This is a genomic window from Methanoculleus methanifontis, assembly GCF_030464365.1.
GTDB lineage: Archaea > Halobacteriota > Methanomicrobia > Methanomicrobiales > Methanoculleaceae > Methanoculleus > Methanoculleus methanifontis.
On the sequence record NZ_VCYI01000015.1, the window covers coordinates 1 to 23411 of the forward strand.

At 60.3% G+C, this 23411-nt stretch carries 18 protein-coding genes and 1 rRNA gene; 8 read left to right on the plus strand and 11 right to left on the minus strand.

Translation table 11 applies throughout. From position 1 onward, the window contains the following. A 5S ribosomal RNA gene (gene rrf / locus FGW20_RS10790) occupies nt 1-118 on the plus strand; the annotation flags it as partial. Nucleotides 119-242: 124 nt separating this feature from the next. On the opposite strand, the gene FGW20_RS10795 is transcribed toward rrf, so the two are convergent. From FGW20_RS10795 to FGW20_RS10815, 5 genes are all read right to left on the minus strand, one after another. Further along, a complete protein-coding gene (locus FGW20_RS10795; RefSeq protein ID WP_301678096.1) occupies nt 243-875 on the minus strand; it encodes a fasciclin domain-containing protein in 633 nt (210 codons plus the stop codon). 74 nt (nt 876-949) lie between these two features. Next, the gene (locus FGW20_RS10800) at nt 950-2413 is read right to left on the minus strand and encodes a thioredoxin-like domain-containing protein (protein ID WP_301678097.1); all 1464 of its coding nucleotides are present in this window, start codon (nt 2411-2413) and stop codon (nt 950-952) included. A 62-nt stretch (nt 2414-2475) separates the two neighbouring features. Next, complete coding sequence (locus FGW20_RS10805; protein ID WP_301678098.1) at nt 2476-3372, minus strand: hypothetical protein; 897 nt, start codon at nt 3370-3372, stop codon at nt 2476-2478. Between the two features lie 524 nt (nt 3373-3896). Beyond that, on the minus strand, nt 3897-4808 hold the full coding sequence (locus tag FGW20_RS10810) for a UbiA family prenyltransferase (protein WP_301678099.1): 912 nt from the start codon (nt 4806-4808) through the stop codon (nt 3897-3899). A 256-nt stretch (nt 4809-5064) separates the two neighbouring features. Continuing rightward, the gene (locus FGW20_RS10815; RefSeq protein ID WP_301678100.1) at nt 5065-6036 is read right to left on the minus strand and encodes a helix-turn-helix transcriptional regulator; all 972 of its coding nucleotides are present in this window, start codon (nt 6034-6036) and stop codon (nt 5065-5067) included. Nucleotides 6037-6077: 41 nt separating this feature from the next. On the opposite strand from FGW20_RS10815, the gene FGW20_RS10820 reads away from it, so the two are divergent. The 6 genes from FGW20_RS10820 to FGW20_RS10845 all read left to right on the plus strand — a co-directional run bounded on the left by FGW20_RS10820 (nt 6078) and on the right by FGW20_RS10845 (nt 11523). Further along, complete coding sequence (locus tag FGW20_RS10820) at nt 6078-7340, plus strand: MBL fold metallo-hydrolase (RefSeq protein WP_301678101.1); 1263 nt, start codon at nt 6078-6080, stop codon at nt 7338-7340. Next, the gene (locus FGW20_RS10825) at nt 7340-7585 is read left to right on the plus strand and encodes a DUF3006 domain-containing protein (protein ID WP_301678102.1); all 246 of its coding nucleotides are present in this window, start codon (nt 7340-7342) and stop codon (nt 7583-7585) included. The genes FGW20_RS10820 and FGW20_RS10825 overlap by 1 nt, the downstream gene beginning before the upstream one ends. A gap of 45 nt (nt 7586-7630) precedes the next feature. After that, nucleotides 7631-8728: a geranylgeranyl reductase family protein gene (locus FGW20_RS10830; protein ID WP_301678103.1), complete on the plus strand. Its 1098-nt coding sequence runs from the start codon at nt 7631-7633 to the stop codon at nt 8726-8728. 11 nt (nt 8729-8739) lie between these two features. Next, nucleotides 8740-9429, plus strand: a complete 690-nt coding sequence (locus FGW20_RS10835; protein ID WP_301678104.1) for a ribonuclease III domain-containing protein — start codon at nt 8740-8742, stop codon at nt 9427-9429. 40 nt (nt 9430-9469) lie between these two features. Then, on the plus strand, nt 9470-9757 hold the full coding sequence (locus FGW20_RS10840; protein WP_301678105.1) for an ATP cone domain-containing protein: 288 nt from the start codon (nt 9470-9472) through the stop codon (nt 9755-9757). A 353-nt stretch (nt 9758-10110) separates the two neighbouring features. Next, the gene (locus tag FGW20_RS10845; protein WP_301678106.1) at nt 10111-11523 is read left to right on the plus strand and encodes an MATE family efflux transporter; all 1413 of its coding nucleotides are present in this window, start codon (nt 10111-10113) and stop codon (nt 11521-11523) included. A 279-nt stretch (nt 11524-11802) separates the two neighbouring features. Here FGW20_RS10845 and FGW20_RS10850 read toward each other — a convergent pair whose 3' ends face one another. The 3 genes from FGW20_RS10850 to FGW20_RS10860 all read right to left on the minus strand — a co-directional run bounded on the left by FGW20_RS10850 (nt 11803) and on the right by FGW20_RS10860 (nt 16014). After that, a complete protein-coding gene (locus FGW20_RS10850; RefSeq protein ID WP_301678107.1) occupies nt 11803-13410 on the minus strand; it encodes a sensor histidine kinase in 1608 nt (535 codons plus the stop codon). A gap of 238 nt (nt 13411-13648) precedes the next feature. Beyond that, nucleotides 13649-15097 (minus strand): heterodisulfide reductase-related iron-sulfur binding cluster, encoded by a 1449-nt coding sequence (locus tag FGW20_RS10855; protein ID WP_301678108.1) that lies wholly within the window; start codon nt 15095-15097, stop codon nt 13649-13651. 284 nt (nt 15098-15381) lie between these two features. Further along, nucleotides 15382-16014: a superoxide dismutase gene (locus FGW20_RS10860; RefSeq protein WP_301678109.1), complete on the minus strand. Its 633-nt coding sequence runs from the start codon at nt 16012-16014 to the stop codon at nt 15382-15384. Between the two features lie 346 nt (nt 16015-16360). Between FGW20_RS10860 and FGW20_RS10865 the strand changes: the two genes are divergently transcribed. Continuing rightward, nucleotides 16361-17941, plus strand: coding sequence for a glycosyltransferase family 2 protein (locus FGW20_RS10865; protein ID WP_301678110.1), 1581 nt, complete (start codon nt 16361-16363; stop codon nt 17939-17941). 6 nt (nt 17942-17947) lie between these two features. Here FGW20_RS10865 and FGW20_RS10870 read toward each other — a convergent pair whose 3' ends face one another. The 3 genes from FGW20_RS10870 to FGW20_RS10880 all read right to left on the minus strand — a co-directional run bounded on the left by FGW20_RS10870 (nt 17948) and on the right by FGW20_RS10880 (nt 23218). After that, a complete protein-coding gene (locus FGW20_RS10870) occupies nt 17948-19990 on the minus strand; it encodes an acetate--CoA ligase family protein (protein WP_301678111.1) in 2043 nt (680 codons plus the stop codon). 344 nt (nt 19991-20334) lie between these two features. After that, on the minus strand, nt 20335-21705 hold the full coding sequence (locus FGW20_RS10875; protein WP_301678112.1) for an McrC family protein: 1371 nt from the start codon (nt 21703-21705) through the stop codon (nt 20335-20337). Beyond that, on the minus strand, nt 21698-23218 hold the full coding sequence (locus FGW20_RS10880; protein WP_301678113.1) for an AAA family ATPase: 1521 nt from the start codon (nt 23216-23218) through the stop codon (nt 21698-21700). Before FGW20_RS10880 ends, FGW20_RS10875 begins: the two co-directional genes overlap by 8 nt. Nucleotides 23219-23411 lie beyond the last annotated feature (193 nt).

Genomic DNA, 23411 nt, shown 5'->3' on the forward strand with positions numbered 1-23411 from the left:
GCGGCCATAGCAGAGGGGAAACACCTGGACCCATTCCGAACCCAGCAGTTAAGCCCTTTCACGTGATGTGTGGTACTGAGGTGCGCGAGCCCTCGGGAAGCCCAACTCGCTGCTATTACCTCCCTTTCATGAGCCATCTGTTCTTATGACGACTCACTATTCGAGCGTCCGCTCTCTCTTACTGTATCTGAAACCGTTTAGTCCTGACTATCTCTTCTGACCCGAATCCAACCGCCTGCAGTTCATTCCTGAAGCGGCGATCCCTCGTTGATCTCATCCTGGGGTTGTACGGTAGTATTTTCTAATGATGTCGTCGTTATGTTCTCCATTTGCAGGGTAACATCCGGCGGGATCATCACCGCATCGATGGCATGGATGACACCGTTCGCGGCCGGAATATCTGCCTGGATCACCCGTGCATCGTCCACCATCACGCCCTCGCCGGCGGCGTTGACGGCGATCGGGTTACCCTGGATGGTTGGAACGGTGTCGTTTGCGGCGATCTCGGCTGCCGTATAACTCCCCGGAGCCATGTGGTAGAGCAGGGTCTCCGCGAGGTAGCCCTTCGGATCGTCGACGAGTTCTTCCAGCATGGTCTCCGAAAGCCGGTTAAAAGCCTCATCCGTCGGCGCAAAGACGGTGTAGGGGCCCGGGCCGGCGAGCGTCTCCTTGAGTCCGGCGGTATTGAGCGCCTGGACGAACGCTGAAAAGTTACCGTCCCGGGCCAGCACCTCGTCGGCCGTCAGACTTCCGACGACCGGCGTCTCGTTCGTCCGGTTCTGGTCGCTGTCTCCCGGCAGGCCTGTGCAGCCGCAGGTGAGAACAGCCGCCCCGATAACCAGAGCGGTTATACACAGTGCGTAATTCGTTCGCATGGTTCCCCCTGGAGACTGTATACTCTGACCCTCCTCTCTCGTTGCGCCTAAATAAAGTACTGCTCCTGGGGCGGCTATTTCCAGAGCGTCAGGGTCGAGACGACGTGCCGGACGGGATCGTAGACCCTGACAGCATGGTTGCCGGTATCAGCGATATACCACAGCCCCCTGAAGTCGGCCAGACCGCCTGGATCGTTCAACTTCGCTTCACCCGAGAGCCCGTCCCGGTAGCCGCGCTCGCCGTTTCCCGCCCGGGTGAGAACCCATCCGGTCTCCAGGTCGAACTGCTTGATCTTGTGGTTGCCGGTATCGGCGATATAGAGCAACCCGTCCTTGTAAGCGATGCCTATCGGCCGGTGAATGCGCGCCATCCGGGCGATGGTGTCGAGATCACCGAAATCATCAGGGGAATGCCCGATACGGGTTTCGACCATTCCGCGTTTGATACGGCGGATTGCCGAAGCCCCGCTGTCGGCCACGTAGAGCGCCTCGCCGTCGGTGACGATACCGGTAGGCCCGGCGAATACGGCCTTCTTGAGCGGCCCGTCGGCCAGCCCCTCCCGGCCCGACCCGGCATACGGCTCCACCTCATGGCTGGGGAGATCCATTCGCCAGATCTGGTTTGCCCCTGCCATCGTGATGTAAAGATAACCGCCCAGCAGCACGAGATCCCGCGGCGCGTTCAGTGCGGTTTCGGTGCCCGCTCCGCCTTCGCTGAATGACGGGGCTGCAAGGCCCGTCCCGGCAATCGTCGCGACCTCCCGCTCGGTCCAGGAGACCTGCCGGATTGTGTGGTTTCCGGTATCCGCGACGTAGAGGATGCCCTCTTCTTCGTCGAACGCAAGGCCCTCCGGCAGGTAGAATGCGGCTTCATCAAACGATCCGTCGGTGTTCCCGGCAGCCCCGGATCCAATCGTCTCCAGGATCTTTCCTTCAGCGTCGGCGACGACAATCCGGTGATGGCCGGTATCGCTTATGAAGAGGCGCATCCCGGGGTTGTCCGCCGCGACTTTACCGGGACGATACAGGCTCGTCTCCCGTGTCGTCTCCAGAACGGCTCCCGACGAGAGCCGTCCGCTCTCAAGCTGACCCTGGTCTCCGAACTCCGTCGTCAACCGGTCGATCTTCGGGTTGAGTCTCCCGTAGAGTCCTTCGCCACCGGTCTTTCCGACCACGTTTCCTCCCGGGTCGATGAGGACGATGGTCGGCCAGTCCTGGATCCCGAAGGCCTGCCAGAGCAGGCGTCCGCGGTCGATGGCGACGGGGTGTTCCAGCCCGGCGCGGCGCACGGCCTCCTGGAAGTTCCCGCCGACCGCGGCGGATTCAAACCCGGGGTAGTGAACCTCGACGACTACCAGCCCGGGATACCGCTCTTCGAGTTGCTGGAGATCTGGTGCCAGCCGCATACAGTTCGAGCAGGTGAACGTCGCAAACGAGAGCAGCACCACCCTGCCCGCGAGATCGCGGACGGAGAGGGGGTGGTCGATGTTGAGCCATTCGAGATCGGGGGGGAACTCAGGCGCGGCTATCGGTGCCATGCGACACCCTGTGGCATTTGGAGGTTATGAATGTTGGCGAGGATCGGGGCCGGGCCGCACTGTCACGCAGGCGGCGCTGCGTACGCCGCCCGCCGCGACGCGAGCATCTCTTCGCAGAAGGCAATCGCCGTGGGAACCCTGCTCTTCTGGTAGACCACTGGCTTGATGCGGGGTGTCGTTGAGACGTTGTCGATCATTGCAAAGACCTGCGGCCAGGGCATCCCGTCGTCCGGCGACGGAGGGCGGAGGTCGCTATGGATGTGAAACGCCTGCAGGGCGTCGAGCGGGATCTCGCCAAGCGATCCCAGGAAGTCATCTTTCGTTGCGGCGTGGAGATGCCAGGGATCGAGCACTATCCCTGTCAGCCCGGCGATCTCGGGATGCATCTTCTTGAGTGCCGCCCAGAACGACCGTATCTGGCTCCCCGTGGAGATGCCCTGGTCCTTATGGTGCTCGAGCAGCACCAGCGGTTCCGTCCCGAAGGCGTTCCAGTGGGCGGTGATCAGGGCATGCATCCCCGCGACGACATCGGTGGGGGTGTTCCTCCGGTCGCCGGGGTGAATCTCGATGATCTCTGGAGGGATGCTCAGAACGTCCTCGATCTCAAGGAGCATGTCCCCGAAACCGGCTACCCAGCCGGGATCGCGCCACCGCAGGCTTGCCGTCACCTGCCTGCCGTGCCGGTCTCTCCTGGGGATGGCCGGTTCGGTGTGCAGAAGGTATCTGAGGCTGCCTGGAAGGCCCGTGTCCTGCAGGTAAAGGAGTTCGATGGACGACCGGTTGAGGACCGACCCGATCTCCTGCCCTGTCCGTTCCACCTCTGTCTTGTTCTTGATGAAGTCGGCGGGAATCTCGATATACGCGCACCCGAGCGGCTCGGCGAGGTGCCAGCGTTCGAGAAGCCCGCCTCGTTGAGTCGCCTCCGTGACGTTGGGGTAGATGTAGTCTGCACCCGGCATGGTGGTCTGGCTATGCCATGGGGGGCGGATCACAAAAACGTTGGGGGTCTCAACCCTTCCTCATTCTCTTCCAGCGGGAGTCTGCGGCGGAAGGAAGCAGGCGGCCCGGATTCTGCCGTCCTGGGCGAGACCCCGGGGATGCTGCTCGATGAACGGCCTAAAATTACTGTGGCGGCCCGGGGGGCCACCTGCGCCTGTCGAGAACCTGCGGACAGACGAACAGCACGTCCACGGGAGCATGGATATAACTGCAGTAGGCGCACCCGGGATCGTAATACATGCATGAAGTGCATCCCCACTGTTGCGGCTTCCCCTCTCTCTCCAACCGAGAGTCTCCCATTTCTGCATCGTGCAACGTATATATATCCCGCTCCTGGGCCTCGGGGTATTGAGCATCGGGGTTACTCTTCACCGGATCGCTGTCGTCAGGTGATCTCATGTTGTACCGTAAGATGCTCTCCCCGGCTGCCAGACATTTATTGTGTTGATGAAGATTCATCTCTTCAACGAATCTTCGGGGCTATTCATACTGGAAGATAGGGTAATGCGACGACGAGCAGATAGAGGATGACGGCCAGCAGGATGAACTCTCCATCGGTAAACAGCTCGAAGAGGAGTTTTTCTTTTCCTAACCATTGAAAGCACAGGAGGTATCCCTGGGCGTAGACCGTGCCCGCAGCCAGCACCAGCACCAGATGGAAACCCCCCAGGAGCCCGCCGGCAAGCACCAACGCGGCTCCGACCGTCACGTTCATCGCCGTGAGGAGATAAAGCGTCTTTTTGGAACCGAGGATCGTCGGGATCGTCCTGACGCCGGATAAAACGTCCCCTTCCTGGTCGCGCATATCGTAGACCACCGTGTTTGTGAAGGTCTGTACGAGGAAAAAGATGCCGACGAGGCTGGTGGCGGCACTCACGGGAAGGCCGGCATGGCAGATCGGCAGGAACGTCGCGGGGAGTGTCCAGGAGAACGCAACAATCAGGCTTTTCATGAACGGCACCTCTTTCAGTCGCCGGAACCCAAATCGGGCTGGGAAGAGAGGTACGCTGTAAACGATTCCGGCAAGCAGGGGTATGGTTGTGATGAGCAGGCTGCCGAGCCCATGGTAGGCGGAGAGGCAGAAAGCAAGGATGAAGGCAGAGATTGCAGAATGGAAGAGGATGGCTTCGTACTTCTTCGTGAACGAGTAGCGTTCTGCATGGTTGACTGCATCTTCGTCCTCGTCGGTCTTGCGATTGAGGTTGTAAACGGCAAACACGACGAGTGCCAGGATCGCCGTGGCAACCGGATCGAAGGGGAGACCCTGCAGAAGGCACGAAATGTACACCATCGCCGCCATCATGGCAGCGGTATACAGGGAACTGTATACGATGAGGTGGACGATGATCTGACAGGCCGGTTGAACCACGTTGATGCGATTTGCATATCCGAACATGGAGTGTTTTTCAGAAAACCGATGAATATTTATTACTCCGATGAAGATTCATCACCCTGATGAATCGAGACGTTCGGCTGCGACCTTCTATAAAAAGGCCTTTGTATTGCGCCTTTTCCTCTCCCTGCCTGTGAAAATAGGTTGTTGGAAAAAGTGCCACCTGAATCCTGGCAGGTCTTTCATCCCCGGGATCGTAGAGTTAACGCTATACTGTGAGCCGCTTTCTAATCCGGGTGATTAAAATCTGGAAAATGGATTACTGAGATATCTTCAGTAATCGGGAGTCCACTTTATAGTGCTGGAAGAGCCTCTCACCCCAGGAAACCGCCGCCGCATCGGTACCGACGAGATCGGTGGCGGCGTCATACTTACCTGTATCGCGTCTGTATAGGCCTAACGACAGATAACCATCGCTCACCGTCAATCCCAGACGGATCGGCGAAGGAGAGACGTATATCTTGAAGTTAGCATATCTGCTCAGGGGTTCCAGCATGGCGCTATACGGTTCGTCGTCCAGTCTCCGGGCGAGTTCTTCGGTGACGATGAGTTCCGCGGGCCTGCCTTCCATGACTATACCCTTAACCTCATCCGCAAGAAGTGGACTCATAATCGATGAGACGCTGTGGATCCACGATGCTTTTCGGAGTATGGCATGAAATGCCGCATACACGGCAAAAACGTCCTCTTCAATATTCTTTACCGCCTCAGTGTGGTAGAGGCACTCCAGATTGTTCAACAGCTCAGGGGGTATGCCCTCGATCTCGTGTTCGATCCAGAAGTCCCTGTGGCGCTGGAGCGCCCCCATGAGCGTAACCAGCCGCTCGATCTCCGGTTCAACGAGCCTGCCCATGGCAGTGAGCGCATAGTCGCCGCGTATCGATTCGACGTAATGCAGGGCCTCGAGCTGCCGGATCTTCGGGATGAGCGCCTGCGATGAACTTCCTGTGATGTCACGGAGGGTCGAGAGCGGTTTGCTCCCGCTGCCGAGGGCAATCATCACCTGCGTCAGCAGTCTCGACCGGAAGATCGCCTGAACGTCGTCATGGAACTCGGTATAGATCTCGAGGGGAGATATTTCGTTCATTGTTCTTATTGTTAAGCGGTGCCGGTCGATGCATATCATCCTTTCTATTCCTGCGCGCTCTTGCCATCCGCCGTTCCTCTCCTTCTGCCGGCCGATCGCCCGCATGCCCGGAACGCCGGGTATGATGCCGATGCCCGACCTCATCACACTTATAGCCCGAGCGCCCTTTACTTGTATTGAGAGTAATGCCGCCAATACCTGCACGATACCTGATCTGTATCACACTCTGTGCATGCGCCGTCGCCTGCCTCGTCACCGCAGGCTGTTCCAACCCTTCCGGGCAGCCGGAGATCGGCTCCGATCTCTCCGGTGATCTCGTCGTCCATTTCATTGACGTCGGGCAGGGCGATTCGATCCTGGTCGAGTTCCGCGATAAGACCATGCTCATCGATGCCGGCGAGCGCGGGATGCGTGAGCGCGTCATTGGATACCTTGAGGAGAGTGACGTCGAGAAACTCGATGTGGTCGTGGCAACCCATGCGCACTCCGATCACATCGGCGGCCTTTCCGGCGTCATCTCCGCCTATCCGGCCGGCCAGTTCGTTGACGCCGCGCAGCCGCACCCGACCGCGACCTACGAGAACCTGCTCGCCCTGGTCGAAGACCTGGGGATACCCTACACCGCGGCGGAGCGCGGGCAGACGATTGCCCTCGATCCCGACCTCGAGATCCTGATCCTGAACCCAGGCGCAGAGCCGCTCGGCGACATAAACGAGGACTCCGTCGTCCTGATGGTGACCTACGGGGAGATCTCGTACCTCTTCACGGGCGATGCCGGAAACCCGGCGGAGGAAAGCATGGCGGAGGCCGGGCTCGACCTCGACGCCGACGTCCTGAAGGTCGGCCATCACGCGAGCCGCGAAGCGTCCTCGGCAGAGTTCCTGACCGCGGTCAGCCCCGCGATCAGTATCATCCCGGTCGGTGAGGGGAACAGTTACGGTCACCCCCACGAGGAAGCGGTCGAACGCCTCGAGGCGACCGGCTCGCGCATCTACCGGACCGACCTTGACGGAACCGTCATCGTCGCCACCGACGGAACGGCGCTCACCGTTGCCGCCGGCGGGGCACCCGCCGCCACCGTGACGGCCGGGGCAACGACCGCGGCCACAACGGCAACCCCGACGGTGACGGCGACGCCGGCTCCCTCGTCCGGCATCTACATCACCGATCTCGACCTCCAGGAGGAGTGGATCGCCGTCGCGAACGCGGATGAGACGGCGGCCAATCTCACCGGCTGGACGATCACCGACGAAGGGACGCGCAACACCTACACCTTCCCGGTCTACACACTCGATCCGGGCGCCGACGTCACCGTCCACTCCGGGGCGGGCAACGACACCGCGACCGACCTCTACTGGGGGCGGGGAAGCGCGGTCTGGAACAACGACGGCGACCTCGCCACGCTCGCCGATGCGAACGGCACCGTCGTCAGCACCATGGAGCGGTGATGATGGCGGAGGATGAGTCGGCCTTCCGGGTGAGCCTCGATCGCGTCGAGGAGGGCCTCGCTGTCCTCCTCCTCCGCGAGGACGAGTCGATCCGGTTCACGCTCCCCCGTTCCCTCCTTCCACCCGGTGCCCGGGAGGGCGATATCCTGGAGGTTGCGATCCGCCGCGACGTCGCGGAGACGGAGGCGGCGAGGCGGCGGGTGGCGGAGAGGATCGAGCGGCTGCGGAAGCGAAGCGCGGAGTAACGTCCCACTCTTTTTTATACCCTATCCCTCCTTACGAGAGCACCGATGCAAAACCGGTGCGACGTAGTCGTCGTCGGTGCGGGCCCCGCGGGCAGCACCGCCGCGCGCTACGCGGCAGAAGCGGGGCTCGACGTCCTCCTGATCGATAAGCGGAGAGTGGTCGGTGTCCCGGTCTGCTGCGGGGAGTTCAATGCGTCACCGGAGGTTCTCGCGAGCACGCTCCCGAACGCCTCCGGCCTCGACGAACTCTTTCCCATCGACCCCGGGCTGATCCAGCGGGAGCTCCGGGCTGCCGTCGCCGTCTCCCCCGGCGGCCGTGAGTACGAGTTCGAGCTCCCCGGCTACACCGTTGACCGGGACACGTTCGACCGGCACCTCGCGAATGCAGCAGGTCGTGCGGGTGCCGTACTCTCGCCGGATACAGCGTTCCTCGGCTGGAAAGGCAGCCGGGTAACGACCACCCGGGGCGAGACCGAGGCTCGCGTCGTCGTCGCCGCGGACGGCCCGCTCTCCCACGTATGCCGTTCGGCCGGGATGGAGCAAAACGCCGTCCTCGCCCCTGCCATAACCTGCCGGGTCGACGGGGAGTTCAGCGACCGCCTGCAGTTCTTCTTCGGAAACCGCATCGCCCCGGGAGGATACGCGTGGGTCTTCCCGAAACGGGGATGCGCAAACGTCGGGCTTGGGGTGCAGAAGAGAGGCACCCCGCTTCCGGTTCTCCTGAGAGCGTTCCTCGCGAGCAACGGTTTCTCCGCCCGCGACGTCCAGGCCGGGTTCGTGCCCGTCTCTGGCCCTATCCGCGAGACCGTCCGCGGAAACGTCCTCGCCGTCGGCGACGCGGCGGGCCAGGTCGTCGCGTCCAACGGGGGAGGGATCGCGACCGCGATGATCTGCGGGCGGCTTGCCGGGCTTGCGGCGGCAGACCACCTGCTTCGCGGCGAGCCCCTCGGGGCCTACGAGCGGGCGTGGCGCTCGGCGATAGGCCGGGAACTGCTTGCCGCCGCAAGGATGAAGAGGATGGCCGACCGGGTCCTCGGCTCGGACTTCCTCCTTGAGCGGACGATGAGCCTCATCGGAGGCCGCGGCATTGCAGACGTCATCATTTACGGTGGTCTCCGAAAGGCTCATGCTCCACGGGAGTAACGGGCACAGGGATGCACCGCTCGCTTACGTGGAACCTGCCGGGGATCGAAGGGCGGCTTACAACGCTCAGGGACGACCTCGTGCGGGAGACCCCGGCGCTTTCTATGGGAGACTCCGCAAAGTTCCGGCGCTGGGTCGGGGATATCGAGACCGTTCTTACGAAGGCGACCGTGATCGCGGGGACGGTGCAGCCGGAGGTCGAGGCGGACCTCGGTTACTCGCTCGGGGATCGCGAGCAGTTCGTCATCGCCCTGTTCCGCCCGAGCACCCGCAACCTCTTTGACGAGATAGCGGAGCATGCTCAGAACGGCTGCTGGTGCACCCTCACCGATGCGATGTTGCGAGAACTCGCGGGGCTCCACGAAGTGGCAGGGGCGCTCGCGTGGATCGGTGACGCCGCTCTAAAGATCGGTCTTCTTCCGGCAATCTGGGATCCCGACATCGCGAAAGCGGGAGTCCTGACCCAGAACCGGAAAGCATATGACCGGAACTCAAACCTCGCCCGGCTCTGCGACCGCTGGGGGCTGTATGAGCACCGGATTCATTTTGATATAGACATCTCGAGGAACGCACGGAAGATCAACCACACCAAGGGGACGCTCGTTGAATCGGCCTTCGGGATTCTCTTCCTCAAAGAAGGGCTGAAGGGAGTTGCATCCGCCGCGGAACTGCTCAGGCCGCCTCCCCTGCGGCGGGGGTGACCGGAACGGTTATGATTCCCGGACCCCCCCATCCCTCGAGGTGATTGAACTGGTCGATGTTGTCAAGGCCGACGGCAGGAGAGAACCGTTCGTGCGGGAGAAAGTGACCGTGAGCGCGCTGAAGTCGGGAGCGCCGCCGGAGGAGGCAAGGGTGATCGGCGAAGCCGTCGAACGGATCGCCTACGACGGAATGCCTTCCGGCGAGATCCGGCACCGGGTGCTCGAGCACCTCCATGAACGAAACCCGGAGTGGGAGAAGAACTGGCTCATATACGACCGCGCCGTCAAGAAACGCGGTGCGGCAGCCGTGGGGCAGCCTGCCCGCTGATCTTTTTCCGCATCAAGATCCCGCGGTGTTCATCTGCCGGCTGTCCGGGAGCCCGGATGTCTATCGACCGGGGGCGCAGCCGCCGGAGCAGGACGCCCGGTAGTCTGTTTCGATCCTCCGTGTGCGAAGGTATATTTACTGATCTGCGCCTATATTTGTCTTGTATTGCCCTATGGTGCCAGGAAATCGGAGGATAGGGGTGGCCATTAATCGGCCGCTTTCTGTTCAGTCACATTCCCCGGGTGCATATGGTAATCAGCATCCACAGATTGGCACGATGCTCAATCCGCATTATACTCGGCCCCCGCATTCTCCGGGAGCCCGCGGCGTGGGCACGCCAGCAGGCGATATATATGCCGACAAGTGATTCAGAAGACGATACACCCGCAAGTAGTAACCAAACAGAAGGAACGAAGATACTCCTCGCCGATCCGAAGACCGCGATCCTCCGGCTCTCCCTGCCGATGATGATCGCGATGACCCTCATGACCCTCTACAACGTCGTCGACGCGTTCTGGGTCGCGGGTCTCGGTGCCGACGCTCTTGCCGCCGTCGGGTTCGCATTCCCGCTCTTCATAATAACCATCGGGTTAGCGAGCGGGCTCGGGACCGGCGGGGAAGCGGCGCTCGCGCGGACGATCGGCGCTCACGACAGGGCCGGCGCGAGCAGCGTTGCGATGCACACCCTCCTCCTGATGACCGTGCTCGCCGTTGTCGTCACCATCCCGCTCTTCTTCTTTGCGCAAGACATCTTCGTCCTCATGGGAGCGGGCGACGCCGTCGGTCTAGCCACCGAGTATGCACGGATCCTCTTTATGGGGACGTTCGCCCTCCTCTTCGGCGAGGTCGCCTACGCGCTCATGCACGGTGAAGGAGATGCAAAGCGGACGATGTACGCCATGGCGGCGGGAGCGGTGGCGAACATCATCCTCGATCCGATCCTGATCTATGGGCTCGATATGGGGATCGCCGGCGCGGCCTGGGCGACCATCCTCGCGGAGGTGATCGCCGGCGTCCCGATGGCTTACTGGCTCTTTGTGAAGAGAGATACCTACATATCTCTACGTTTACGGGAGTTCTGTCCGGACGTTGGAGTCGTGCGAAACGTCCTGCAGGTCGGTTTCCCGGCCGCAGCCGAGCAGATGGCACTCGCCCTGATGGCCCTGATCTTAAACGGCGTCATCGTCCTCATAGCGAGCACCGACGGCGTTGCCGTATACTCGGTCGGGTGGCGGGTCGTGAGCATCGGCCTGACGCCGATCCTCGCCATATCGTCGGCGGTGGTCGCGGTCACCGGCGCCACCTACGGGGCACGGGCGTATGCACGGATGGAGACCGCACTCCGGTTCGCCGCAAGGCTCGGTCTCGGGATCGGTATCGGGCTTGCCGTGGCCACGTTCGTCTTCGCCCCCCGGATAGCCGCACTCTTCACGGTAGGCGATGCCGCCGGGATCGCCCCGGAACTGACGACCTACCTCCGGGTCATGAGCCTCGTTTACCCCATGGTCGGGTTCGGGCTCTTCTCGGCGTCGTTTTTCCAGGGAACCGGCCTTGGCGCACGGTCTCTTACGATCACGGTTCTGCAGAACATCGTTTTATCCATCCTCTTTGCCTGGATGTTTGCAGCCGGTCTCGGACTCGGTCTCCCCGGCATCTGGTGGGGCGTTGCTGCAGGGAACGCGATCGGCGCGGCGCTCGGGTATGCCTGGGCTCGCCGGTACTCGGCAGGGCTCCAGATCAGGCCGGCCGGAGCGACGGCGGCGTGAGGGATCCATGGTGCAATACTAACCCATCTACCGATCTTCGCGGCTTCGCGGCTTCGCGTGTGATATCGATTGTTGATAGTAATACAGTCTCACGCGAAGGACGCGAAGCCGCGAAGGACGACTTTCCCGAAGGGAAAGGAGTTCGAGCACCGCAGGTGCGAAGCCCGATGTTCTGTAGGAAAGGAGTTTGAGCACCGCAGGTGCGAAGGAAGGTTGGTGGTCTGCCCCCCTGGAGGACTTCCTCAACTATTTCAGTGAACTACTGTGGTATGAGGGGTCTCACCCCTCATACCCGTCATCCTCGCCGTGCACCACTTCGCGCAATGTGAACTTAAACGACGCCCCGAGGTCGGGCCTGCCTTCCACCCTATCCTCAACCCAGATCCGGCCGCCGTAGCGCTCGATGAGCATCCTGACAATGAACAGGCCGAGCCCTTCTCCATATCCCCGGTTCCTGCCCTGCCTGAATCGGTCGAAGAGTGTCTCCTTCATTGCGTCGGGGATGCCGGGGCCGGTGTCCTCCACGGTCACCACCTCCGCGTGATCCTCATCAAGGGAGTCTTCCACCTGGATCCCGATCCTGACATCCGGTCCGCCGAATTTGACGGCGTTGCCGATGAGATTCGAAAAGACCTCGGGGAGCAGGTCGTCGGCCCAGACCTCTGCGGTGGTGCCGTCAAAAGAGATGGTTGTTTCCGGGGTGCGCTCGATCCCCGCCCGGATCACGCGGCCGAGATGGATCGGTTTTAAGTCGGGCGGTTCCTGGTGAATGCGGCGGATGGTCGAGACGTTCTGGAGGATGCCGGTGCTCTTCCGGACGCATTCTTTGAGTTTCCTTGCGTACCGGGCGGCGTCGTCCTCCAGCACATCAAGCAGGAGGTCGCAGTAGAGGTTCGCGACATTCTCCGCGTTCTTGATGTCATGGGTCATGACGTCCAGGTAGAGGTTCGTCTCGCGGTGGGCCGCCTCCAGCCGCTTGTGGAGCATGCTCCGGAGAACCCCTGATCCGATCTCCTGCCCGATCGCCCCCAGGAGGCGGCGCTCTTCATCACGGAACCCCTCGACCTTCCTGCTCCCGAGGAAGAGCGCGCCGACCACGACCGATTCCGCAAGGATCGGGATACAGGCGAGGCTGGAGACCCCGAGCGAGGCGAGGATCTCTTCTTCGATCGTGCCCCCTTCGCCCTGCACCTCGAGGTAGCGCGGCTGTCCGGCAACGAACACAAAGTTCCAGGGCCAGTGGTGAACCTTGATAGCCCTGCTCCGGGCAAGGTAACTCTCCGGGACACCGCGGTGGTAGCGTGTGAGCGCCATTGTCCGCTCCGGGTTCAAGAGATACGTCAGCCCCAGGTCGAACCCGAGCAGTTCGAGGGTCTTTGAGAGCGACGCTTCAAGCAGTTCGTCGAGCGAAAGGGACGACGCAGATACTCCCATGATCTGGTTTAAGACCAGGAGTTGTCGGTTCGAGGAGAGCAGCCCTTCGTTTGCCGGCCTCTGGTCAGTGACGTCCCGCATGCAGAGCACCCACATCCCGGCAAACGTCCCCCGCTCAACCTTGCGGCTGGAGTAGACGATCCGTCGCTCTTCCCCCCGCGGGTCCTGCACCGAGAGGTCGAGACCGGGCGTCTCGGTTCCGCTATGCACCGCGTTGAGGAGTCTTTTGGCATCGTCCCTCTCCTGCAGGAGCGGCGTCAGGTGTGCGTCGAGGATCCGGCGGGCGTCGATTCCGAGGATCTCCTCTTCGCACGCACAGAGGAGATTCATGGCAAATGCATTTGCCCAGAAGACCTGCATTTTCCGATCGAGCACGAGGATACCTGCGCCCGGTTCGTCGAGAATCCGAAACGCCTCTTGAGATATGGTAGATATCGAATCCGCTCTATTCATACGAATATTCTGCCCCCTTGATGTTTTTTATCCTGTAAACTTTATATAAAAAATCGTATCCCGGGTGATAAGTGATTTGCGGTGACGGCCCGGCAGGCACCGAACCGTCTTCGGTTTCGGCCGGTCACCCAGGCACGGTTGCGAGCATATCGAAGACCATACCCGGCCGCTCCCTGCCGCGATCCCTGCCGCCCTTCGTGATGGGGATCGCGCATCCTCCACCAGGATCCATCCTCCTCTAAAGTATCCCTATCCGGCAGAGTGTGGGTGAAAGCGAGGTCAGGTGGCCCTGGATGCAGACCGTCTCCCTCGGGTCGGCGCCCATTGCGAGTGCCAGGAGCTCGGTGATATGGAGCACCGGCACGCCCATGTGGTCGTAGACCAGCTCGCACCCCGGACAGTCGACGACCATCACGTCCAGGCGGTTGTTCATGAAGTCCTGGCGGACGAGCCGGTTCAGCCGGGAGAGTTCCAGGGGGCGGCTTTTCCGGTGCCGGTCGAAGAGGTTCTTGACCCCGCCGCAGCAGTAGTGCTCCATCACGCTTCTCGTGATCCTCGCTCCCGTCACCGCCGTGAGATCCAGCAGCCCCGGCGGGACGGCAAGGGTGCCGTTCATTTTGCGGTAGTGGCAACTGACGTGCACCCCGACGGCGAGCCCGGTGAGCCGTCTCTTGACGAGCCGCCGGAGTTCGTCGAGGTAGAGGGGATAGAGATCGAGGATGTTTGCCACCGAAAACATCCCTGGATCGATTACCTCCCGGCCGATCCTCGCCAGTGCCGCGTTCACCACCTCCCTGTTGGGGCTCCGCGAGAGCATATCGAGTGCGGCGGCATACGAGTCGCTGCAGGTCGGGCATATCCCGGTCACGGCGATCTCGCCGCCGGGCTCGAACGCGTCACGGATGACGCTGAGGTTCCTTGCGGTGAGGAGCAGCCGGTCGGCGAAACCTGCCCCGCCCATGTAGTGCGGGGCACCCCCGCAACAGGTCTGCATCGGCGAGGTCTCGTAATGGATGCCGAGGGCGGTAAGGATCATCTTCTGCGAGAGGTCCGCGCCGGGATAGTTGAAGGCACAGCAGGAGTTGAGGTGAAAGACCCGGTCAGGCCGGGCGAGCAGTCGCCTTGGCGGGCGGTGTCCGGGCACCGAGAAGGCCGATGCATCGACCGGACGGAGCAGCAGCCGCCGGACCTCGTCGATCGCCCTGCCGTCCACCGGGTACGGGTACCGGACCGCCTTTGCGATGAACTTGTGGAAGTGGCCCCTCTCAGTGTAGAGCGGAAGAAATGCCCGGGGAGGAAGACCGCCCCGGTCGAGGAGCATCCTTCTAAAGACCGGCTGCAGGCGTTCCGTCTCGTAAACGGCATTGACGATCCCGCCGATGCTGACGGAGCGCGGGCAGACGGTCTCGCAGGAGTAGCACTGGACGCAGACGGCAAGATCGAGCCCGGGCTGTCTCCCTGCCTGGAGGGCCGCGGTCACCTTCCGTGCAAGGTAGCCCGGATCCCCGTTCGCTCCGGGATCGTTGATCCGTGCCGGACAATACGGCGTGCAGGAACCGCATGCGTTGCAGAGCCGGAAGTTCTGGAGCCGCGGGTCTTCCTCGTGGAGCAACTGGCGTATGGCCCCGCCCGTGACCGCGTTCTGGATCATCTCCCGATCCGGTTCGGGGATGACTCTACCAGGCATGCTCGATCCCGGGGATCGCCCCTGCTACATGCATATACGAACGGGCGGTTGTTCCTCCCTTTGGGAAGCGAGCAAAGTCTACGCTAAGAGTGTATCGCCTGCGGTATTGATCCATTCCTTCCCCCCACCGATAACGTCGCTGGTACCTCCTGTGGTTACTACTTAATGGTTTGGATAGTAGGGGGCCGCACGGCGGTTCCGGGACAAACGGATGCCGGAGTCTATCTGGAGAGACATCCGGCTCGCCGCTCAGGTACGGCGCACCTAACCGGGAAAAATGGTGATTAGAGGTTCTCGAACCGCTTGTTCACTGCGTCCCAGTTCACGACGTTCCAGAACGCGTCGATGAACTGACCCTTGTTGTTCCTTTGATCGACATAATAGGCGTGCTCCCACATATCGAGCACCATCAGGATGCGGAACGTCGGGTAAACATGGTTGTTGTGCTTCTCGATCTGCATGATCATGGGACGGTCCGTCATGGTGCAGTATGCCAGTGCCGCCCACCCGGACCCCTCGACGCTCGCGGCTGCCTTCGTGAATTCGGCCTTGAACCTCTCGAAGGAACCCCATTCCTGGTCTATCCGGTCTGCAAGTGCGCCGCCCGGTTTTCCTCCGCCGCCCTTTCCGGCCGGGGCCATGGTCGGCCAGAAGAGAGTGTGCAGGACGTGGCCGCCGATGTTGAACGAGAGTTCCTTCAGGATCGCCTTCATATCGACTTCGGTGCCTTCCTGTCGCGCCTTCTCCAGTTTCTCGAGGTTGGCGTTCGCCCCGGTCACGTAGCCCTGATGGTGCTTATCGTGGTGCAGGGAGAGTTGCTCCTTTGAGATGTGAGGCTCAAGGGCGTCGGGCGCATACGGCAGCGGCGGCAGCTCGTATTTTTTCAGCGATGCAGTTGCCATCTTCTGTACAGCCATAGTAATCAACTGTCAGAAGGAAAGGGATCTATTTCATAGTGTCGGTGTTTGTCTGTCTGCCGGAGATGCTGCTCGCCTGCACCTTCCGCCGGCGTGTGGGGCAACGACACTCCGGTACCGCCCCGATCATACCCGCAATGGTCATCGGGAAGGTTGGCGCCTGTAGCTCGCCGTAACGGCAAAAGGTCGGAAGAGGCCGTTTTGGAGTCTGGCGACTGCGGTTCAGTCATGCGAAACCTTTAACTGCTCAGGTATGATGGATGGTATCCGGGTTGCCGGCCTGCAGGTGCCTATACAACTCCGAGGCGCCTCTGTACGATACCAGCCAGACCGCGGTGGATCTTCCATGAAGACGGCAGCACGTATCTCGCTCTTTACCGCCACGCTCATGGTGCCGCTTGCGGTCTTCTTCCTCCGTGATCTGCACCTCATACTGACCGGAGTCGGTTGGAGCCTTTTTGCGAGGGTTCTCTCGCTCTTTCTCGTCGCTGTCACGGCATTCGGGGTGATCCAGTTCGTGAGTTACGCCGATCACCTTCTGCGATCGCTCTATGCCTACCGTCCCCCGGCACCGCAAGGGTCGGGTGCGCCGACCTCTCCCGTCGCGGTCTTCATCCCGGTCTACAACGAGGAGCCGGACGTGGTCGAATCCTGTGTCCGGGCGTGCACGGCGATTGCCTATCCCAACATCCGCATCTTCCTCCTCGACGACTCCACAGATTCGCACAAACGCATCTTTATGCAGGAGATATGCCGGCGGTATGGTCTCCGATATCTCCACCGCGACCACAGGCGCGGGTTCAAGGCGGGAGCGATCAACCACGCCCTCTCGCATCTCGACGCCGATACACCGTACCTTCTGGTCATCGACGCCGACCAGAGGGTGAAGCCGGAGATCCTCGCCGATCTCGTCCCTATCCTTGAGGCCGACCCGGCCGTATCCTTCATCCAGACTCCGCAGTTCTTCCGAACAGAGCCCCACGACCCGATAAGCGTCACGTTCTCCTACCAGCAGCACATCTACAACAAACACGTCTGCAGGGGGCTCTCCGTCAACAATACCGCCATGCTAACGGGCTCGAACTGCATCTTCCGGGTGAACCATCTCACCGCCATCGGCGGGATGGACGAAGCGTGTATCGCCGAAGACATCGCCACTTCATTTGCGTTCCACCTCCAGGGCCGGCGTGGAGTCTTTCTCGATGCTGTGTATGCAGAGGGTGTTGCGCCGCCGAACCTCGCTGCGTACTTCACGCAGCAACTCCGCTGGGCATACGGGAACACCCAGCTTCTCGGGACGATCCTCCGGCAACTCGTGGCGCAGCCCCGGAGCATGACAGCGATGCACTGGCTTGAGTTTCTCATTACGGTCTCGATCTACTTGCTCGGTGCGGTGAACGTGGTGCTCTTCCTCCTCCCTGTCGCCACGCTGATCTTCGGTATCCCGATCCTCCCCGTATGGGTTCCCCCGACGTTCGCTGTGGTGCTCGTGGTGGTGATCGCGATCCAGGTCATCGTCAGCATCCGCGAGCGGCAGTACTCCCTGCATGACCTCGCGTTCTCGCAGGCGATCTTCAACACGCTCGCCTTCGTATATGCCCGGGCGATCTGGTACGCCGTCTCGGGAAAGCACCTGCCGTTCATCGTGACGCCGAAAGTAGCGCGGGGTTCCGCCTCCCGTTCCCGTGTCCGGATAGGGCCGGTTCTCCTCGTGATTGCGGCCGTCCTGGTATCGATGGCCGTCGGCATCATGCGGGCGGTCTTTCTGGGCCCGGACGCCGGCACGGCGATCCCGCTCTTCTGGGCCTGCTACACGCTCGCCGTGCTCTCGTCGTTTCTGGTGGTCTGGCAAAGAGATGGGACGCGGGTAGCGGGAGATGGCACTGACCGGGCGTCCCGTCATTCCGGAACGGACAAAAAAGAGTAGATATCCTTACCGGAACCGCTGCCAGAGGATTCTTCCCATCACCCGGAAGGTGAAGTCGAGTTCCTCGAAGGTCGGGATGCCGTTCTCCTTGAGGACCTTGCGGCCCCGCTCCATCGAGTCGCCGCCGAGCAGCGTCCCGACGATCATGTTCTCGGTCTTCTCCGAGAACCGGGTGATCTGGTTTGCGAGCTGCTCTGAGCCGATGACGAGGTTCGGGAACCCGACCACGAACGCGATGTCCCAGCAGTCCTGGTATTTGGCGAGCGTGCTGAACGTCTGCTCGAACCGCTTTTCGTTGGCGTCGCCGAGCAGGTCGATCGGGTTGTTCTTGTTCCAGAAATCGGGCAGAAGATCGTTGAGTTCCTTGAGGACCTTGGGCGGAAGGCTGATCAGGTCGATGCCGTAGCGCTCGGCGTAGTCGGAAGAGAGAACGGCGAACCCGCCGGCGTTCGTGATCACGACCGCCCGCTTGCCGCGGGGGTAGCCTTTCGGAGTCGCCAGCATCTCCGCGACCTGGAACGTGCCGGTCAGGGTGTGAACGGGGATCACGCCGGATTCGCGGAAGGCTTCCATGTAGACGTCGTACGACCCCGAGAGCGAACCCGTGTGGGACGAGGCCGCCTGCTGCCCTTTCGCCGACGAACCGGACTTGATCGCCACGACGGGTTTGGTCTTCGAGACTTCGCTGACCACCTTCATGAAGGTCTTGCCGTCCTGGATCTCCTCGATGTAGAGGATGATGCCTTTGGTCTTGGGGTCGCGCTCCACGAACCGGAGGTAGTCGATGAAGTTGAGGTCGGCCTGGTTGCCCACCGAGACGACGACGGAGAACCCGATGTCCTGCCTGATGCTCCAGTCGACCACCGTGTTGACGATAGCCCCGCTCTGGGAGATGAAGGCGATGTTGCCGGGTTTGGGGGACTCGTGGACGTAAGTGGTGTCGATGCCCTTTGGGGGAATGATCATGCCGAGGCAGTTCGGGCCGATGATACGCGTCCCGTAACGCTTTGCGATCTCGATGACCCGGTCCTCGAGCGCTTTTCCTCCCTCGCCCATCTCCTTGAACCCGGCGGTGATGATGACCACCATGACGACGCCCTTCTGCCCGCACTCCTCGACCACGCTCGGGACGTGCTTTGCCGGGACGGTGATGACCGCCATGTCGACGGGGTTCGGGATATCGAGGATGGAGGGATACGCTTTGAGCCCCTGGACCTCCGGGCGTTTGTTGTTCACCGGGTAGAGCTGTCCGGGGAAGTGGAGGAGGTTGTGCATCACGGCGTAACCCATCTTCTTGGGTTCGGACGAGGCCCCGATGACCGCGACCGACCGGGGGGTGAAGTACTCGATCGGGACGAACGGTCGCTCTTTCGCTGTCTTCTCCACGGCTTCGTCGTCGACGAAGATCCGGGCGTCGACGATGCAGGCTCCCGACTCATACAGCCTGACCGGGTTGATGTCGAACTCCACGACGTTGGTGTTCTCGGCGAAGAAACAGTTGATCGCCCACATGACCTTGACGAGCGTCTCTTCGTCTCTCGGCTTTGCCCCGCGGTAGCCCTGGATCATCGGGTAGCTGTGGATCTCCCTGACCATCTGCCGGATCTCCTCTTCGGAGACCGGGAGAATCCGCAGGGTGACGTCTTTCATCAACTCGACGAGGGTACCCCCTATACCGAAGGTGAGCACTTTCCCGAACGCCGGGTCGGTCTTCCCGCCGATGATCAGTTCGAGTCCCGGCGCCGCCTGCTGCTCGACGATGACGCCTTTGATCTCGGCTTCGGGGTTGTACGCCTTCGCGTTTGCGACGATCTTGTTGAACGCCTCTTCCGCAGCCTGCTTTGTGGATATACTTACGATAACGCCGCCTGCATCGCTTTTGTGGATGATCTGGGGCGAGTGGATCTTCATGACGACCGGAAACCCGATCTTCTCCGCCACCTTGCTTGCTTCTGCAGCAGTCTTGACGATCGCATGTTCGGGCACCGGTACGCCGTACTGTTTTAGGAGATCGTACGATTCGAACTCGCTCAGCATTCTTTTTGCCATGGTTACCTCCTCACGTTTTGAGTATCTTTACTCGAACACCACTATGATCTTGCAGTTCGTGTTCCCTGACAGATGAACCGTCTCCCGGAAAACTAACCCGATAGGTCGGTATTAACCTTACAGCGTGGTATCATATCTGCTTTATAGGTTTTGTAATGATTCAACATGATAAATTGGATTGGGGGTTCTGTCCGCCTTCGGGATTCCGCTGTTATCCCTGGAATGCCCGGATTAGAGGGAGATTCTTCCCGGATCTCCGGCTGGTTCCGGCCGGGGCGTACCGGTCCGGGTAACATTTAACGCAGGGTGCGGATGACCGGAATGGGCCGGGATACCTCCGACATTCATCCTTCCACGGCGGCCCTGCCGGACTCTGTTGGCGTCAGGGGTTCCTGCTCCGCGATAAGCGGCCTGACAATCTCCCGGAGTTCGCTGCGGAACGCTGCCCATCCCTCCCGCCGGTTGAGATCGTGGGAGAGCCGGACAGCCCGGATCATGAGCGAAACGTCCATGTCCGTCCCTTCCGGGGAGCGCACTGTGAGGGCGAAGTTCTGTTTCTGCTCAAGAAGCACTTCCGGATAGAGGAGCATGCACCTCCCGGTGTTTGTCTTCGCTGCATATGCATACATCTGGTAGAGGTCCGCTTGTGAGACACCCAGCTTCCGGTCGCCCGGATCCAGCTGTTTATACTTGGTATCGATGACACCCTCAATCCGCGGCCATCCGATGACGACATCCGGCCTCATATTGAAGAATTCAGTCCCGTTCGCATCCTTAGCAAGCCTGCCCACGATTGCCTGTGATCTGACCGGCACATTCCTCCCGAAGAAGTAGGCTGGATCTTCTGCAAGGACTGCGCTGATGAACTCTTCGAACAGTCTCTCCATCGGGATCAACAGAGAGAAGGATTCGACCTTCGAAGCCTGCAGGGTGAGGGAAGAATTCGAGAGGAATACTCTGCACAGCCGGATATGGGGTTCGAAGATGCGGTTGAGCCGCGAGAATGCGATACGATCGATCTCGGCTACGGAGACCGGTGTCAACGTCACCGGAGCGAGGTGGTTGACGATCGAGCGGAGCAGTCGGATCGTCGTAAAGTCCGAGACAGTCCTTGACATCAGGTAACAGGTATATTTGAGGGTTCGGTTCAGGAGGTTGTCGACTGAGAGCTCATGGTACCGGCAGGGGATAATATGCATGCGAGCAGGGTTTATGTAGTGCCGGAAGTCTATCCGCCCTCGAATTACGTGGAGTTCATTCGAGTTGCGGATATATTCCCTCTTCAGGGAGTTCTTTATCGTATTCAGCAGGCTCTTTGCAAAGAGGCGAATGAAGACTTCGAAGAGGTCCATCTTCCTGAGATCGAGACCTGCCGGGTCCACTTCGGTGATGGGAACGTTTTCCGTATGAGAAAGCATCTTGAGAAGATTCGCGGCTGCCATTGCCCTTTGCTCCCGGCAACTCTCCCATGCAAAGAGTTTGGGGAGGATCTGAACAGTGAAGCCGTTGGCTCTTACTACCCCGACGTAATTCAACGGTTTGATCGAGTCCCTGCCGATCTCAAGGAACGGTCTTTTGTTGTTCAGGCAGTCCAGCAGTTCGATGGTCTTTTTTGTCAGGTGAAGGGTTCCCTCCCCGAACGAATCCGTCTTTGAGGAAACGTACGGGTATCTCTGGTACTCAAAGAGGGTTGCTACCGGTTGGTTCTCACTCATCTGGTTCGGCATGTTCCTGTTCATGGTTCCCGTTCGCAAGCGCTTCGACTGCCATGAGGAACTCGTCGCCGTATAGTCTCTCATGGATTTCGAAACCCCGCTCGTCCGGGGAGAGTTTGATGAATTTGCTCCCGATAACTTCGTTGAATCTGGCGGGCGCATCGTAGTAGTATTCCTGAAGGAGGGGAACGATCTCATGATACCACGCGAAGCGTAGCATCTCAAGCGCATCGTCTCGCGATCCGGCATTCCTCACTTTCATCAGATAACTGTGGCCTATCTGGTGATCCCGATCATAATTCCCTGCTATTCTCTCGTTGATCGTTTCCAGGGCATCCGTAGCGATATCGATGATCTCCCCGACCTCGTCGTCATTATCGTCGGGGAGGCTCCTGAGAACGCTGTAGTCGGGCATCATCTCGATGAAACCGAACCTACGCCGGAGTGCGGCGTCGACGAGCGATATGGATTTATCGGCGGTGTTCATCGTGCCGATGATGTAGAGGTTCGGCGGGATTGCGAACTTTTTTTTGGAGTAGGGGAGGGTTATCATGATCTCATACTCCTCACCGTAGCGCTTGTCGCCCTCAAGGAGCGTGATCAGTTCTCCGAAGATCCTTGAAATGTCTCCGCGGTTGATCTCGTCGATGATAAGGTAGAAGGGAACCTCCGGTGCAGTTTTCAGTAATTCTTTCTTCTCCGTATCTTCAAGGTGTGGGATGCTCTCGGATTCGTTCCATCGCCCTTCAATCCCCGCCCTTTCCGCGAGCACGTTGAATGCACGGTGGGACAGTGTCTTGAAGATGCCGTCCTCCACGCGGTAGGTGAGGGTGCCGTCGTCGGTGGTAACCGGGCGGAGACCTTCGACGAAATCCTCGTAGCCGAAGGAGGGGTGGAAGGTGACGAACTCTTTGTCTGGAATGGTCTCCTGGATCTTCTTCAGTTCGATGCCGAGCGACTCATATGTCAGTCCATCCGAAAACGCGATAATCCGTTGGAGTTCGCCCTCGCTCAGTCGTTTCAGGCTGCACGCCATTTGTATCCGCACCAGAATGGATTCTTTCAACCCGGGATCGTTCTTCATATCCTCGAAAGACGGGCCGTCGAACTGTTGAACCACCTCAAACTCTATGGAATTCGCCTCTTTTCGGGTACACCTGACCGCCGTCGTGAACCGGCGCAACTTAACGGCGTTATATGCCAGCGCCACGTCGCCTTCCTGGAGTTCGTCGTAGTATGTCTGCCAGTTTCGCCTTCCTTTCCAGTCGTAGGTGAAACGGGTTCCGGGAGAGAGATCGGGAATCTGGCCGTCTCTTGGTTCGTAAATCGTCAATGAGAAGATTCGTTGATCGAGGAGCGAGTCTTCATGAACTTCATAGTCATGGGTGTTGAGATGCGAGATGTAGTTGTTTGCGCGGTACGTCTTTCCCGTGCCCGGAGGGCCGTACAGGATGACCTGCTTTTTGTGCGCGAGGAGGGTTGTTATTTCGGTATCGTTGTTTGTGTCTGGCATTGGGTTGCTCCTGTCCAGGTTTAATCCAGGCAGGATCCAGGCAATACCCGCAAGCACCCACAGGGGGTCTTCGACCTCCCATGTTCTCCTGAATGACGTGGTCTCCGCAACACTTGTCGCGAAACTTCCTGCCCACAAGGTGGCCCGACCATACCCTTCACCGCCGGGGTATGGGATGTCGTAGCCTAATGTC